We start from the raw sequence: 15,881 nt of genomic DNA, 5'->3' as shown, positions 1-15,881 counted from the left end.
TCACCTCTTATTCTATTATTTTATTTTTTAAAGAGCCCAGACCCGTTATGGATAGTTCTACTTCGTCCCCTGCTTGTAACCAACGGTGTGTGTCAGCTCCCAACTCTAAAATACAACCAGTACCCACTGTTCCAGAACCTATTATTTCACCAGGATATAGCATTACATCATGAGATGCTCTTTCAATCATTTGTCCAAATGTATAATGAATGTCTTTGAAGTTTCCACTAGATAATAGGAAACCATTCACTTTTGCTTCCATTTTCAAATCATACCTGTCCTCTATTCGATATTGATTTATTTCATCTTTAGTGACAATATAAGGTCCAATAGAAGTCGCAAAATCTTTTCCTTTTGCGGGGCCAAGACCAACCTTCATTTCTTTTGCTTGAATATCCCTCGCACTCCAGTCGTTTAAAATACAATACCCAAAAATATAGTCCTCGGCTTCTTCTGCACGTATATTTATTCCACTTTTTCCGATTATACAAGCTATTTCTAGTTCATAATCAAGTCGTTCTGAAGGTTTTGGTATTTTAATAGGTTCGTCTGGCCCTTTAATGGCTAAATGATTAGAAAAATAAAAAACGGGAAATTCATACCACTCTGAAACTACCTTTAATCCTCTTCGTTCCCTTGCTGTTTTTACATGCTCTTCAAAGGCATAAAAATCTCGAAAGCTAACAGGGGTCGGTAGTGGCGCCGTTAATTGCAGCCCTTCTAGCGAGTAGACCCCTTCTTTTAAGTTGCTAGAAAGGCATTCATTAAGTAAATCTTTGTATTTTTCATGATTTTTAATATAGATTATTAAATCGTTCGGTAGTTTTCCGTTTGATGCTACTTGTATGTCTACTACATTTCTCCCATCGTTTGTTAAAACACCTGCAGCGGTGCTTCCATCTTTCTTTATAAAACTAATAAATTTCATACTATCACCTATTTTCGAAGTAGTTCAAACATACTAGCAGTACTTCTTGTATACATATGACCAGCCATTCGCCCTACAGGGTTTAATTTTTGTGTATTAATCTTTCCGTCATAATAAAGGTCGTCGTCGATATGTACCATTACTACTTTACCGATAACTAAGCTGCCTGATCCTGGGCCCTCACCAAAATGTAGCGCTTCATGCAACTTACATTCCAATTGGACTTTGCTCTCCTTAATCCTTGGAGGTTTTACGATAACACTTTTTTCTTTTGTGAAATTAGCTTCGGTAAATTCATCTGTTTCTGGAGTGAAACTCGTAGCAGTCACGTTCATTTTTTCAACGATTTCTTCGCTTACAACATGAATAACGAACTCTTTCGTTTCTTCAATATTTATTAAGGTATCTTTTTTTGACCCATCTGTCCCTTTTCGCATTGGTGAAAAGCATACTAACAATGGATCTGCACTAATTGCTGTAAAGAAACTAAATGGAGCAATATTTGCTATTCCCTCTTTACTAACCGTAGATACCATCGCAATAGGTCTTGGAAGGATGGAGCCGACAATTAATTTATAAGCATTTTGCCATTCTAATTTACTCGGTTCTAACTGCAATTGTTACACCTCTCCTTCTGCAGCTAAATTTTTAAAAGTATTAATAAAGTGGATGTTATCTTCCATCGAACTAATGGTTACTCTAATCGTATATGGGAGTCCTAGTAACGTACCAGCACGAACGATAAATCCATGTTTTAATAAAGAGTTAGCAGCATAATCCCCTCTTCGTTTCGTATGAATCATAATAAAATTTGCTTGTGAAGGATAAAAGTCATAATTTAAAACTGTTAACTCTTTTTCTAAATACTCTTTTCCTGTCTTATTTTTAGTAACGCAATCATTAATAAATTGTTGGTCTTCAAGTGCTAATGACGCTGCTATTTGTCCTAGCTGATTAACATTAAATACATCTTTAACTTTCGTTAATTCATCTACATATATAGGTGACATCATCCCATAACCAATTCGTAAAGCAGCTAAACCATACGCTTTTGAAAAAGTCCTTAAAATAACTAGGTTCGGATATTTATGTAATAATGGTACAGACTGTAACAATTGTTCATTGTCTGCGTACTCATAATATGCTTCGTCCAACACTACTAAACAGTCATTTGGAACTTGATCAATAAATTCAAGGAGTTGTTGCTTATTGATAATAGTTCCAGTTGGATTATTCGGGTTACATATAAAAACTAGCTTTGTTCTAGATGTAATGGCACGTAGCATGGAACTTAAATCATGAACGCCGTTTTGAAGTGGAACGATAATTGGTTTACCGCCTTCTATTAATACGTTCGTTTTATACCTAGGAAAAGTTACATCAGCCATTACAGCTTCATCGTCGTTACATATAAAAGCTCTACATAATAATCGAATTATTTCATCGGATCCGTTGCCGATAAAAATAGAATGAAAGTGTAGTTGGTGGAACTGTGCCAATTTACTAGTGAGCTGTCGAGCGTGACCGTCAGGGTATGTAAAAAGTTCGTTAAGATGAGTAGATAAGTTTGCTTTTATTTTAGGAGAACAACCAAAAATATTTTCGTTTTCAGCTAATTTATATGCTTTTTCGAAGCCGAGCTCAGCTTGAACCTCTTCGATAGACTTGTTTAGAGGATAAGCTTTCATATTATTTAATACTTCTCGAGCCTTCACTGTCATTTCATATAACCCTCCGATTAAATTGAAAGATTTCTAAAATAGTGTAAGAAAAGGGAGGCCGGCACCTCCCTCTAGTAATTATAAATTACCTCTTAAAGCCTGTTCCCTTTCAATTGATTCGAAAAGAGCTTTAAAATTCCCTTCTCCGAATCCTCTTGCACCTTTACGTTGGATAATTTCAATAAATAAAGTTGGGCGGTCAACAATTGGTTTAGTGAAAATTTGAAGTAAATATCCTTCGTCGTCTCGATCAACTAAAATACTTAACTCTTTCAACTTATCAATCTCTTCATCTATTTTCCCAACACGTTCCGATAGCATTTCATAATACGTATCTGGAGTTGATAAAAATTCTACACCCTTTTTCTTTAACGTACTTACCGTTTGAACGATATCTTCCGTTAATATTGCGATATGCTGGACGCCTGCTCCATTATAAAATTCTAAGTATTCTTCAATCTGAGACTTTCTCTTTCCTTCTGCCGGTTCATTAATAGGAAATTTAATTCGTCCACCATTATGCATTACTTTCGACATCAATGCCGAATATTCTGTTGTAATATCTTTATCAGTAAAGTGTTTCATTTCTTTAAAGCCCATTACTTTTTCATAATATTCTACCCATTCCTCCATACTCTCTACATTTCCTACTACGTGGTCGATACCGATAATTCCAGCATCGTCTATAGGGGTAGAGTTAGAATACGGTTTAAAACCTGGCATAAATGCACCACTGTAATTTTTTCTTTCTACTAATGTGTGTATCGTATCCCCGTATGTACCAATTACAGCTTTCTTCATTACTCCATTTTCGTCTGTTAAATCAGTAGGTGGCTGAATTGCAATGGCACCACGTTCAACAGCAACATTGTAAGCCTTTTCAACATCGTCCACTAAAAGAGCAATATCCTTCACGCCATCCCCATGCTTTTTAACGAATTCAGAGATTTTCGTGTCTTCTTTAAGAGAACCGGTAATTACTAATCTTACTTTACGTTGTTGCAGTACGTATGAAACAGTTTCCCTGTTTCCTGTTTCTAACCCACTATACGCAACAGGTTGGAATCCAAATGTGCTCGTAAAAAAGTGTGCTGCTTGCTTTGCATTTCCAGCATAAATTTCTAAATAATCAACATCGTTAACGGGGAAAAAATCCTCTACTTCTAGTTTCGTATTTGCTGCTTGTAATTCTTCCATTACAAATCCCTCCAATTAATTAATTTTAAAATTATTACTATTCTGAACTTAATATATATAAAATTAATAGTTGCATCAAGAGTCCCATTTAAAGCTAAAATGCTTTACTGTGATAAAGGTAATTTGTGCAATTCTTTTGCTTTATTTTTTACTGGTGGTAGATGGATAGCTTTTTTAGTTAATCCTTCTACCGCTTCAAGAAAGGCTTCATTAATGCTAGGGTGGGGATAATGTGGGAATAATAGATCCTCTTCTCTGCCAACCATTTCGAGAGTGTTTACTCCAGTTGATATGAGTTCTATTGCCCCATTACCTATCATTTGAACCCCTAATAAAAGGTCTGTTTCCTCTTCACTAATCACTTTAACAAAACCGTCTTTTTCTCCAGTAATGGTAGCGTAACCATTACTAGCTAACGGAAACGTACTAGTTTTAATCTTATATCCTTCTAATAGTGCCTTTTCTTCTGATAAACCAGCGAAAGCTACTGGCGGCACTGTATGAAGAACAGTCGGCAAAAAGTTCAAATCAATCTCTGAATTGTTATTGGCGATTGTCTCAGCAGCTACCTTCCCTTGCTTTATTGCTTTTATAGCTAATGGAGGACCGTCTGTCACATCACCAATCGCAAAAATATGTTCTTGTATCGTTCTTCCAGTTTTGTCTACCTTTATATAGCCCGACTCTGTTACACTAATATTTGCTCTATCTAATCCTAACAGGTTCAACTCTGGCTTTACTGTTGTTTCCGAATAAAAATGGGAACAGTGAAGCATCTGTTCTTTTCCGTTGCTTGAAAATGAAATAGATGTGTTGTTATCTGCCTTTTTAATAGAGTTTATGGAGACGGACTTATAAATTTTTATTTTGTTTTTCTTTAATATTCTGTTTAACTCTCGATTTATTGAACCATCGAAATCAAAATGCTCCTTACCTTCCTCTAGTAATATCGTAACCTCACACCCAAATGTACGGAAGGATGTTGCAACTTCCAAACTAATATAATCACTTCCATAAATAACTAGGTGTGATGGTAATTCGTTTAAATTAAAAATAGACGTTGAGGTGAGAGCATCATAATCATCAAAATTAATAATTGGATATCGCTTCGCTCCTGTCGCAATGATTGCATTATTAAACGAATACGTATTATAGTTATGCCCGTTTTCTACACCTATTTTATTTGGTGATAGAAATGTTGCCTCCCCGTAAAGGATTTCTATTTTATTCGCTTTACATAAACTTTCTATCCCTTTACGAAGTTGTGTGATCGTATGTTGTTTGTACGTTTGTAATGTGTTCAGATTAAAGTTGACATTACTACATTCAATTCCTAAATCACTCGTTTTATTAAGTGAGTATAATTTTTGTGCAGCATGCGTATGGATTTTGGAGGGGATACATCCTTTATTTAAACATATTCCACCTAACTGCCCCTTCTCTATAAGTGTCACTTGCAAGCCTAATTGGGCAGCACGGATAGCAGCGTTATAACCTCCTGGCCCCCCTCCAATTATAACAACCTCTCTTTCTTCCGTTAGTTCACCTACTACCATTTAAACCAGCTCCAACATAAATAAATTTGGGTTTTCGATTAATTGTACTAACCGGTTCGTAAAAGCTACAGCTGTCGCCCCATCAGCTACTCGATGATCAAAAGACATCGAGACATTCATCATAGAACGAACAACGATTTGGTCATTTTTATCGACGACAGGTCTCTTTTTTGTTTTATGAAAAGCTAAAAGTCCTACCTCGGGTGGGTTAATGATAGGGGTCGCGCCGATACTGCCACCTAAAGGACCAACATTACTAATTGTAAACGTACTTCCGGTCATCTCTTTCACAGATAGTTTGTTTTCTTGTGCTCTAACTGTTAAATACTTTAGTTCCTCATGGATTTGTAATAAAGATTTTTTCTCAACATTGCGTATAACCGGAACAATTAAACCTTGCTTTGTGTCTGTCGCTACTCCGATATGATGTTCGTTATATATATGAATACTTTCTTCTTTTTCATTAAGTGTTGCATTAAAGATAGGAAAATCTTTTAATGATAACGAAACAGCTTTTAGAAAAAACGCTGTTGCAGAAATATTTTTATTAACCATTTTCCAATCAGCTTTTACTTGGAGAATGTTTGAAACATCAATTTCTTCATAATGTGTACAATGTGGTATGGAATAGAGAGAGTGTGCCATTTTCGTTCCAATTTGCTTTCTTCTTCCAGAATAGCTAACACTATAACTAGTTGGAAATTCTGCTAAACTATCATTTCTTCTGTTTTCTCGTTCGCTTCTGTTCACTAATAATGTTGTTTGTTCTGATTTGTTTTGAATAAAATGAAGAACATCCTCTTCCGTAATTCTTCCTGCAGGTCCTGTTCCTTGAATATCCTCAATGTTTATTCCGTTATCTCTTGCTATTTTCCTTGTGAAAGGGGCAGCCATTACACGTTTAGACTTTGTATTAATGGACGATGAGGTTTGGAAAGCATTTTCTGTCTTTTTGCCCATTTTAACGCTCGGCTTTTGTAAAAGCTTACTATTCAATGGTTCTATTTTTAGTAACGTTGTACCTACAGGAACTGTATCGCCTATTTTTACAGTAAACTCCTTTACAATCCCTTCCATCGGTGCTGGAATTTCAGCGGTCATTTTATCTGTTTGAACTTCAACTAATGGATCATCGGCCTTGACAATATCCCCTTGTTTCACTAAGAAAGTTAATATATCAGCTTGGGTCATTCCTTCGCCGATATCATGTAATTTTACTTCTATCATGTTCGGCTCACCCCTAATAATTCATCACTTTTTGAACTGCATGAACAATTCGATTTGTTGTTGGTAAGTAATCGTCCTCAAATCCAAAATAAGGGACTGGAACATCAAATCCAGTGACACGTTGAACAGGTGCTTTTTGAAAAAGGAAAGATGTATCATTAATGATGGCTAGTACATCATTCCCTACACTAGTTGTGGCGTGTGCCTCATGTACGATGACAGTTCTACCAGTTTTTTGTACAGATTGTGCAATGATGTCTCGATCAATTGGATATAGTGTGCGTAAATCAATTACCTCACAACTTACTTCTTCGTTCGCTAATGCTTTTGCTGCCGCTAGTGCAATTGGAACCATTGCCCCCCAAGCAATAATAGTTACATCCTCACCTTCTCGACAAACTTTACCTTCGCCAATATTCACCACATATTTTTCGTCAGGAACTTCTTGTTTTGTAGAACGATAACAACGCATAGGTTCTAAAAATAATACTGGATCAGGGTCTTCAATAGATGCAATTAATAAACCTTTTGCATCGTAAGGGTTTGAGGGACAAATTACTTTAATCCCCGGCATATGTGTAAATAATGCTTCTGTACTATCGGAATGTATTTCTGGTGCTCTTACACCTGCTCCATACGGCGCACGGATTACAATTGGTGCATGGAAGTGTCCCATTGTTCTCGCACGAAGTCTAGAGGCGTGTGTCATAATCTGTTCATAAGCTGGATATATAAATCCTAAAAACTGAATTTCTATAACAGGTTTATATCCATTAATCGCCATACCGATTGCAGCTCCAACAAAGCCTGCCTCAGAAAGTGGAGTATCCATTACCCTCTCTTCTCCATGTTTCACTTGTAGTCCATCAGTAGCTCTAAATACACCACCATTTACACCTATGTCTTCTCCCATTAATACAACATTCGCATCTTGCTCTAGCATTGTATCAAGTCCGTTCGTTATTGCTTGAATCATCGTTAATGTTTTTGTTTTAACAGAAGTTTGCATTAGCTTTCACCTCTCAAAACAGAAAGTAATTCATTTTTTTGATCTTCAATACCCCAAGTAGGCTTTTCGAATACATAGCGAAACATATCTTCAGGATTAGCTTTAGGGAACGCTTCCATTTCCGCAATTGCCTGATCTACTTCTTCCGCCGCTGCTTTTTCAAACTCTATTTTCGTTGAATCTGAATACCAACCCTTGTTTTGAAGGTACCTTTCAATTCTTGTAATTGGATCCCTTTCCCTTTTTAATTCACTCTCAGCTTGGTTTCTATATTTCGTTGGGTCATCTGCGGTCGTATGAGCTCCATAGCGCCAAGTAACTGCTTCTATTAAAGTAGGTCCCTCATTGTTTCTTGCACGTTCAAGTGCTTGCTTCGTATAAAAATAAACAGCGAAAATATCATTGCCATCAATTCGAACAGAATGTATATCATAAGCGAGTGCTTTTTGAGCAATTGTTTTTGTTTTCATCTGCTTTTCGATTGGTACTGAAATGGCATAAGAATTGTTTTGGTTAAAAAATACAACAGGAGCGTTCCATACGGAAGCTATGTTCAAACCTTCGTGAAAATCGCCTTCAGAAGTAGCTCCATCTCCGAAATAAACAATAGAGGCATTAGTTGTACCTCTTCTTTTTTCTGCATAGGCAGCACCAACTGCGTGTGGTAACTGAGTGGCGATAGGTATCCCTGGCGGAAAGATTTTTTTATTTGGAGGCGGAACACAACCTTCATTTCTACCATTCCAAAACAGTAAGATGTTACGTAAGGAATGACCGAACGTCATCGTAGCACCGTGATCTCGGTACGAGGGAAACATCCAATCATTAGGTTGTAGAGCAAGTGCGCTCCCAACTTGACTAGCTTCTTGTCCTTCATACGGTGCATATGTTCCAATTCTGCCTTGCCTTTGTAAGCTAATTGCTTTTCTATCGAAAATTCGTATCTTAATAAGGTGTTTGTAAAAGTTAATTGCTAGTTGTTCAGAAATTTGATCCTCATAGGAACTATTTATTATATTTCCTTGTTCATCCATAACTTGTTGTATCGGATACTTTTTTTCCATTTTTCCACCTCACTTAAACTCTTACTGACCATTTAGGTCGTTTTTCATGTGAGAAAAAGTTATTACGTCGACTTCTAGCTTCGATACGTTGCTCACAGAAACGGTTAGCAGCTTCGATTGTCGTTATATTGTTATTACTTGATTCTTCGTAAACATTTAATAAAGTTTGATAAATTGCTCTAGTTTTTGTGAGTACTCTTGCTTTATTCGGTTCATATAGTTCATCTGCTACTTGAATAAGTCCTCCAGCGTTTACAATATAGTCCGGAGCATATAAAATACCTTTTTCTTGTAATATTCTACCGTGCTTAATAGCTAATAGTTGGTTGTTCGCAGATCCAGCTACCGCCTTCACTTTTAATTGATCAATAGTTTGGTCATTAATGATTCCACCTAAAGCACACGGTACAAATACGTCAGCAGGAACAGAGTATATTTCCTCTCCCTTTACCACTTTAATACCAACTCCTGATGCTTTTGCCTTTTGTGTTACCTTGTCAATCGCATGTTGATTAATATCCGTTACGTAAAGGTCCGCACCAGCTTCAATTAATTGTTCTGCTACTTTATATCCTACTTTTCCTAAGCCTTGAATTGCGTATGATTTTCCGTATAGATCATCTGTACCCCATACAGTTTTATTGGTTGCACGTAATCCGTAAATTACACCTTGAGCAGTAGGAATAGAAGAATCTCCACTTCCACCGTAGACTTCATCTACGCCAACAATACAGTTTGTTTCCTTTAATGCATGAACAAAATCATCGGGTGTTGTGCCCATATCTGTCCCGGTATAAAAACGGCCATTCAACGAATCAACAAATTGACCGAATGCACGGAAAAGTTCTGGTGTTTTATCTTGCAAAGGATCGCCGATAATTACAGCCTTTCCTCCACCAAAATCAACGTCCGCTGCAGCACATTTATAAGTCATTCCCTTTGAAAGGCGTAAAACATCTTCAAGTGCAGCTTCCACCGTTTCATATGGTTGCATTCGACATCCGCCAAGTGCTGGGCCTAGCGTTGTATTATGTATAGCGATAATTGCTTTTAATCCAGTTTCTTTATCATTACAATAAACTATTTGTTGATGCTCACTAATTTTCTCGAACATATCCATGTTCTTCCCCCCGTTTGCCAAGGTAAGCGTTTTCATTTCTCCCATCAAAATACCTCCTGCCAAAGTGATAACCTATTAATCTATTGGCTTGAAATGATTGTCTTAATTTTTTCTTTTAATAAAACAACTTGTTTTACTTCCCCTTCGCCAACAAGTTGAGTCTTGTTAAACACTTCTATTCGAGTGGCAATGTATTTGCCATCATATTTTATAACTGTCGCCTTAAATGAGAGTACAATACCTTCTTTACATGGTTGTATATGCTTAACAGTTACTTCTGCCCCCATACCTTCTTCCTCATTTTCTAAAAATGGCAAAATAATTTGTCTTGATACTAACTCCATATGGTAGACCATAGAGACCGTTGAATAAACAGGATGAACAATATTGCCTTCAAATTGAGCAAACATTTTCGGTGTTACGGTTATTTCCATTGTATGCAAAAATCCTTCATATAAGCCCTTTTTCACACGCGTCCCCCTTTAAAGTATAACGTTTATTTAACGATATCATAACATTACGTCAAATGAATCGTCAATAAGTTGTCACAATTTAATAAATAATGAGAAAAATAGCATATAAAAAGGCTACTAACGATTAGTAGCCCTTTTATATATTAATATAATTTATTATTCTTATTGTTTTTTACGAAAGTAATGCTCGGTCACTGTTCATTTTCGTGCCACGTATGCGTTGGAATTCATGTAGTAATTGATCGATTGTTAGGTCTTTTTTCTTTGTTTCTTCTACTTGTAAAATAATTTGCCCTTTATCCATCATAATTAGTCGGTTACCAAGATCTAATGCCTGTTGCATATTATGAGTAACCATTAATGTTGTAAGGTTATATTTTTCTACTATTTCCTTCGTTAATTTTGTTATTAATTCAGCGCGGGACGGATCAAGCGCTGCCGTATGTTCGTCTAACAATAAAATAGACGGTTCTGTAAAAGTAGCCATTAATAATGATAGTGCTTGGCGTTCTCCTCCTGATAGTAGCCCTACTTTGGCAGATAAACGATCTTCTAGTCCGAGATGTAATGTTTCTAGTACTTCTCGAAAATAATCTTTTCTTTGCTTATTAACACCTATTTTGAACGTACGTCGTTTGTTCCGTGAATACGCCATCGCTAAATTTTCTTCAATTGTCATCGTAGGTGCTGTCCCTGCCATTGGGTCTTGGAAGACACGCCCAATATATTTAGCTCTTTTATGTTCAGATAAATACGTCACATTTTGATTATTTATCTCTACTGCCCCTGTGTCAGGAGTAAGTGCCCCAGAAATCATATTCATTAAAGTCGATTTTCCTGCACCGTTACTTCCAATAATAGTAACGAAATCGCCTTTATTTAATGTTAAGTTTATATGATCAAGTGCTACCTTTTCGTCCAATGTTCCTTCATTAAAAATTTTGTTAATCTGAGTTAGTTGTAACATTAGGGTCCTCCTTTCTATTTAAAGTAGAAAGTTGTAGCATTTTTTGTTTTTTTCTTTTTCTATCTTTAAAGTTATCGATTATTTTAGGAGTTACTAATGCAAAAATAACGATCGTAGCAGTAATGAGTTTCATATCACCTGTATCTAGAAAGTCTACTCGGAGAGCCATCGTAACAACAATTCGGTAAATGATTGCTCCTCCAATTACTGCTAAAGTAGTTCTAGCAATGGATTTAGTTCCGAATAAAGCTTCACCGATAATTACAGATGCTAATCCGATAATAATCATTCCAATTCCCATACCTACGTCGGCAAAGCCACCGTATTGTGCAATTAGAGCTCCTGACAAAGCCACCATTGCATTTGAAATTCCAAGGCCAAGAATAGTTAATCCGTTCGTATTGGCTGAAAAGCTACGAATCATCTTTTTATTATCTCCTGTAGCTCTAACGGCAAGCCCTATTTCCGTTTTGAGGAACCAATCTATCAAAAACTTAATGAGAAGAGTTACTAGTATCATGGAGAAAAGGATAGCCCAAGTTCTAGGGGCGAAACTTCCTAAGCCGATAGAATGAAAAATATTATTCAAGAAAGGATCGATACCGGTTTTTTCCCATAAGCCTCTAATTTGTGTAAAAATAGTCTCGTTGTTTAATAACGGCACATTGGAACGACCCATTATTCGTAAATTGATAGAATATAAGGCGATCATCATTAATATTCCGGAAAGTAGTGCATTAATTTTACCAAACGTATGTAATATCCCTGTTAAACATCCAGCTAGAAAACCTATAAACATCGCAACAATTGTAGATAGTATTGGGTTAACGCCATTAATAATCATCGTGGCAGCAACTGCTGCCCCTGTTACAAAACTGCCATCTACTGTTAGGTCAGGAAAATCAAGGACCCTAAAGGATAAATACACCCCTAGGGCCATGATTGCGTAGATGATTCCAGCTTCAAATGAACCGAATATCGCTACTGGCATTTAGAATCATCTCCTTTAAAAAATTAATTACCTTCAAAAATTTCTGCTATGTCTTTCCACGAATCTTTCAGTTCTACCCCTTGGGCTTCTGCAGCTGCTTTGTTAATTACTAGTTTAAAGCTCTCTGGATATGCCGCTGGTATATCAGACGGTTTCTTTTCACCTTTTAAAATTTGTACAGCCATTAAGCCTGTTTGGTAGCCAAGGTCATAATAACTAAAACCACTTGCAGCAACTGCTCCTTGTTCCATAGAATCTAGTTCCCCAGCAAAAAGAGGTAGTTTTTGTTCATTTGCTACTGTTACTACCGTTTGAAATGCTGAAACAACTGTATTGTCTGTAGGTACATATATTGCATCAACACGACCTATTAATGATTCAGCCGCTTGCTTTACTTCTGCTGAAGTAGAGACAGAAGCGGTAACAATTTCTGCTCCATTATTTTTAGCAACCTCTTCCACAGCTTCTACTTGTACAATAGAGTTTTGTTCACCGGCATTATATAAAACACCAATTTTTTTAACATTTAATTCATTAATCATAAATTCAATCGTGTTCGAAATCGATTCCGGATGATTATCTGAAGTACCAGTTATATTCGCTCCCGGTTTGTCAAACGCCTCAATAAGGCCGGCACCAACTGGATCTGTTACAGATGTAAATAGAACTGGAATAACCCCTTCTTCTTTCGTTGCTTGAAGTGCTGTTTGTGCACTAGGAGTAGAGTTAGCAAAAATTAAATCTACTTTATCAGCGACAAAGTTATTAGCTATCGATACACTATTACTTTGTTCACCTTGTGCAATTTGAACATCGTACTTAACATTTTCCCCGTCTTTATAGCCATTGTCTTCTAGTGCTTTTTTAAATCCATCAAATGCCGCATCCAGTGATGGGTGCTCTACTATTTGGGTAACTCCGATAACTACCTCGTCGTTATTGCCAGTTGTCGAGCTGTTACACCCCGCCAGTACTATAGCACTAGCTAAAATAAGAACTAATAATTTCATACTAATTTTTTTCAACTAAAATCCCCCTTTTTCCTATGTAATTTATCATATAAAGACTTTTAGCCTTTACACCAAATACGGAAACGCTTTCATTGTTTTTTTATCATAAAAAGTGATAAACAATACGTAATACAAGGTGTTTTAAACGATTTATGAAAGATTTTACGTAATATTACACTAGTAAAATAACGGTGTCAATATATTCTAAATATTATATATTCTTTTACTATTTATTCCATGTCCATATATAAGTATTTTCTCTTCAAGTAAACATCAGATATTCATTCCGAGCAAGTGTATAACGGTTTATAAACGCATTAATATTTTTTATTATATTAAATATATTAACTGGTACAATAGTTTAATGTCAATAATATTCTGAATTTTATTAATAAAGAAAAAACACGCAAATCGCGTGTTGTAATCAGTGTAAATTATTCTTAATATCGGTAATGACGTTTTTTCCTTCTTTTATCATATTTTGAAATAATTGTTTAACTGTTGGTAAGTCACTAATTAAACCAGCGATTTGCCCACTATTTATAAATCCGCTATTTAAGTTACCTTTTATTGCTCCTAATATATGTTTTTCTTCCGTAGTCAATTCATTAAATTGTTCTAACGTAATTCCTTCCTCTTCTTTAGATAATAAATATTGTGAGTATGGCGTTTTTAGTACTCTCCGTATTCTACCGACACTTCTTCCTACAATAATTGTTTCATCATCTTTAGAGTCTACAATTTTGGTTTTATAATGAAGATGAAATGGTGAATCACTCGTAGCAATTAGTCTTGTTCCTATTTGTACTCCACTGGCACCAAGGGCCATTGCTGCAACAAGGCCTCTGCCGTCACCAATCCCACCAGCCGCGATGACTGGAATTCTAACACTATCAACAATTTGAGGAATTAAAACAAAAGTTGTAGTTTCTAAGTTAGAGTTAATTCCAGCAGCTTCATAACCTTCCGCAACGACTATGTCCGCTCCAGCATTTTCAGCCTTTTTTGCTTGTTTGCAAGATGCCACTACAGTTAAAACCTTTATTCCATGTTCCTTTAGCTTCCCAATGTATGGCGAAGGGTTTCCAGCTGATAAAGAAACCGCCTTTAGTTTGTATTTAATAGCAAGCTGTAACATCTCTCTCGGATAAGGAGATACTGTTAATGCTACATTTAATGCAAATGATTTATTCGTGCGATTTTTAGTTTCTATAATAATACTCTCTACTTCTTCTGGAGTCATCGTACCTGCTCCAATCGTCCCTAATCCCCCTGCTTCAGAGACAGCAGAAGTTAATATCGCATTACTTATATTCCCCATACCACCTTGAATGATTGGATATTGAACGTCTAATATGCCTAATAACTTATTCACCATTTATTCACCCCTCGTTAAAATAATGTTATACTATCATTAAAAAGAAGACAATACTTTTTAGGAGGGGAAAGTAAATGTTATATGGCTATAACGGAAAACGACCAAATGTACATGAGACCGTTTTTGTCGCTCCTGGAGCACATTTAATAGGAGATGTAACAGTGGGAAAAGAATCTACAGTTTGGTTTAATGCTGTTCTTCGAGGTGATGAAGGTCCTATTACTATTGGGGAGCGATGTAGTATACAAGATAATGTCACTTGTCATCTTTACGAAGGTTCACCTTTAATTATTAAGGATGAAGTTACAGTCGGTCACAATGCTATTTTACATGGATGTACTATTGAAAATAGATGTATTATAGGGATGGGATCCACTGTATTGGATGGGGCTGTTATTGGTGAGGAAAGCATAATTGGAGCAAATACTCTTATTCCCTCTGGAAAAATCATACCTCCTAGGTCACTAGTAGTCGGTTCTCCAGGAAAAGTTATAAGAGAAATTACAGAAAAAGACTTACAATTAATTCAGCTTTCGATTGATACATATGTGCAAAAAGGAAAAGAATTTAAGCAGGAGCTTGCTTAGTTTTTCTTCAAAGGAAAGGAGGATACAAGGTAATTTACTTTGGTGGAAAAGTAATGAAGTATAGTTAAACATACGAGTTAAGGTTGATTTTTATATAAAAATCAACCTTTTATTGTGTGCCCGGCATGGGTGTAGGCTCTAGGGTGCAAGTCCCGAACGGCGAAGGCAGTAGTAGCCGTAGCTCAAGACAAGGATATGCGGGGTGACCTTCATATCTGAAGGAAGTCGGCGGCAAACTTCTGCTCCGAGGAACACGAATCTCATATAAGGCTAGGTGATACTGGATGAGTCTGCAATACAAGACAAAGTCCATACTGCCGAAGGTGTCACAGAGTAAATGAGGCGGAGACATGGAAGGAAAGTCTACACTCTTACCCGGGGAGAACCTGTCGATACGCCGTACTCATACGGTAAGCTTATCTGTGAGGATAGGTTGAACGACAGGCGTCAGCAGAAGCCATAGTACTTATTCGCTTAAGAGGATAAGGAAGGGCTGAACTGGTTATGGAAAATAGGAACTAGGCGTATCTTCCATTCAATGAAACAGAAAACAAGGTACCTGTTTATCGGAGGAAATGGTGAATCCATGGGGGACGATGAATAGGGTGGAGATTGGAAAGAACACAATCAGAAAACCTATTTACGATGGAGGT

Annotated in this window: 15 protein-coding genes; 1 reads left to right on the top strand and 14 read right to left on the bottom strand. The window is 36.5% G+C overall.

Annotation, left to right across the window (positions count from 1 at the left end):
- Positions 1 to 7 precede the first annotated feature (7 nt).
- From BC6307_RS11225 to BC6307_RS11160, 14 genes are all read right to left on the bottom strand, one after another.
- Entirely contained in the window at positions 8 to 928 is a 921-nt protein-coding gene (locus BC6307_RS11225) for a fumarylacetoacetate hydrolase family protein (protein ID WP_066419379.1), read from the bottom strand.
- Positions 929 to 936: 8 nt separating this feature from the next.
- A complete protein-coding gene (locus BC6307_RS11220) occupies positions 937 to 1,545 on the bottom strand; it encodes a flavin reductase family protein (RefSeq protein ID WP_066419377.1) in 609 nt (202 codons plus the stop codon).
- A gap of 3 nt (positions 1,546 to 1,548) precedes the next feature.
- Entirely contained in the window at positions 1,549 to 2,649 is a 1,101-nt protein-coding gene (gene hisC, locus BC6307_RS11215) for a histidinol-phosphate transaminase (protein ID WP_066419376.1), read from the bottom strand.
- Positions 2,650 to 2,727: 78 nt separating this feature from the next.
- A complete protein-coding gene (hppD, locus tag BC6307_RS11210; protein ID WP_066419374.1) occupies positions 2,728 to 3,846 on the bottom strand; it encodes a 4-hydroxyphenylpyruvate dioxygenase in 1,119 nt (372 codons plus the stop codon).
- A 104-nt stretch (positions 3,847 to 3,950) separates the two neighbouring features.
- Positions 3,951 to 5,402, bottom strand: coding sequence for a dihydrolipoyl dehydrogenase (gene lpdA / locus BC6307_RS11205; RefSeq protein ID WP_066419372.1), 1,452 nt, complete (start codon positions 5,400 to 5,402; stop codon positions 3,951 to 3,953).
- Positions 5,403 to 6,629, bottom strand: coding sequence for a dihydrolipoamide acetyltransferase family protein (locus BC6307_RS11200; RefSeq protein WP_425319492.1), 1,227 nt, complete (start codon positions 6,627 to 6,629; stop codon positions 5,403 to 5,405).
- A 13-nt stretch (positions 6,630 to 6,642) separates the two neighbouring features.
- Positions 6,643 to 7,638, bottom strand: coding sequence for an alpha-ketoacid dehydrogenase subunit beta (locus tag BC6307_RS11195; protein ID WP_066419369.1), 996 nt, complete (start codon positions 7,636 to 7,638; stop codon positions 6,643 to 6,645).
- Positions 7,638 to 8,702 carry a pyruvate dehydrogenase (acetyl-transferring) E1 component subunit alpha gene (gene pdhA / locus BC6307_RS11190; protein WP_066419368.1) on the bottom strand — a complete coding sequence of 355 codons (1,065 nt, stop codon included), beginning with the start codon at positions 8,700 to 8,702 and terminating at the stop codon, positions 7,638 to 7,640. Before pdhA ends, BC6307_RS11195 begins: the two co-directional genes overlap by 1 nt.
- A 13-nt stretch (positions 8,703 to 8,715) precedes the next feature.
- Positions 8,716 to 9,858: a Leu/Phe/Val dehydrogenase gene (locus tag BC6307_RS11185; RefSeq protein ID WP_066419395.1), complete on the bottom strand. Its 1,143-nt coding sequence runs from the start codon at positions 9,856 to 9,858 to the stop codon at positions 8,716 to 8,718.
- A gap of 44 nt (positions 9,859 to 9,902) precedes the next feature.
- Positions 9,903 to 10,292 (bottom strand): thioesterase family protein, encoded by a 390-nt coding sequence (locus tag BC6307_RS11180; protein ID WP_066419366.1) that lies wholly within the window; start codon positions 10,290 to 10,292, stop codon positions 9,903 to 9,905.
- Positions 10,293 to 10,467: 175 nt separating this feature from the next.
- The gene (locus BC6307_RS11175) at positions 10,468 to 11,262 is read right to left on the bottom strand and encodes an ABC transporter ATP-binding protein (protein WP_066419365.1); all 795 of its coding nucleotides are present in this window, start codon (positions 11,260 to 11,262) and stop codon (positions 10,468 to 10,470) included.
- Positions 11,240 to 12,253: an ABC transporter permease gene (locus BC6307_RS11170; protein ID WP_066419364.1), complete on the bottom strand. Its 1,014-nt coding sequence runs from the start codon at positions 12,251 to 12,253 to the stop codon at positions 11,240 to 11,242. The genes BC6307_RS11175 and BC6307_RS11170 overlap by 23 nt, the downstream gene beginning before the upstream one ends.
- A 23-nt stretch (positions 12,254 to 12,276) precedes the next feature.
- Positions 12,277 to 13,278, bottom strand: a complete 1,002-nt coding sequence (locus tag BC6307_RS11165) for an ABC transporter substrate-binding protein (protein ID WP_066419362.1) — start codon at positions 13,276 to 13,278, stop codon at positions 12,277 to 12,279.
- Positions 13,279 to 13,687: 409 nt separating this feature from the next.
- Complete coding sequence (locus BC6307_RS11160) at positions 13,688 to 14,638, bottom strand: NAD(P)H-dependent flavin oxidoreductase (protein WP_066419393.1); 951 nt, start codon at positions 14,636 to 14,638, stop codon at positions 13,688 to 13,690.
- Positions 14,639 to 14,715: 77 nt separating this feature from the next.
- Here BC6307_RS11160 and BC6307_RS11155 point away from each other — a divergent pair, with 77 nt between their 5' ends.
- A complete protein-coding gene (locus BC6307_RS11155) occupies positions 14,716 to 15,228 on the top strand; it encodes a gamma carbonic anhydrase family protein (RefSeq protein ID WP_066419359.1) in 513 nt (170 codons plus the stop codon).
- Positions 15,229 to 15,881 lie beyond the last annotated feature (653 nt).

It is taken from the genome of Sutcliffiella cohnii (assembly GCF_002250055.1).
Taxonomy (GTDB): Bacteria; Bacillota; Bacilli; order Bacillales; family Bacillaceae_I; genus Sutcliffiella; species Sutcliffiella cohnii.
The sequence above is the reverse complement of the archived record's forward strand: the minus strand, read 5'-3'. Positions and strand labels throughout refer to the sequence as shown.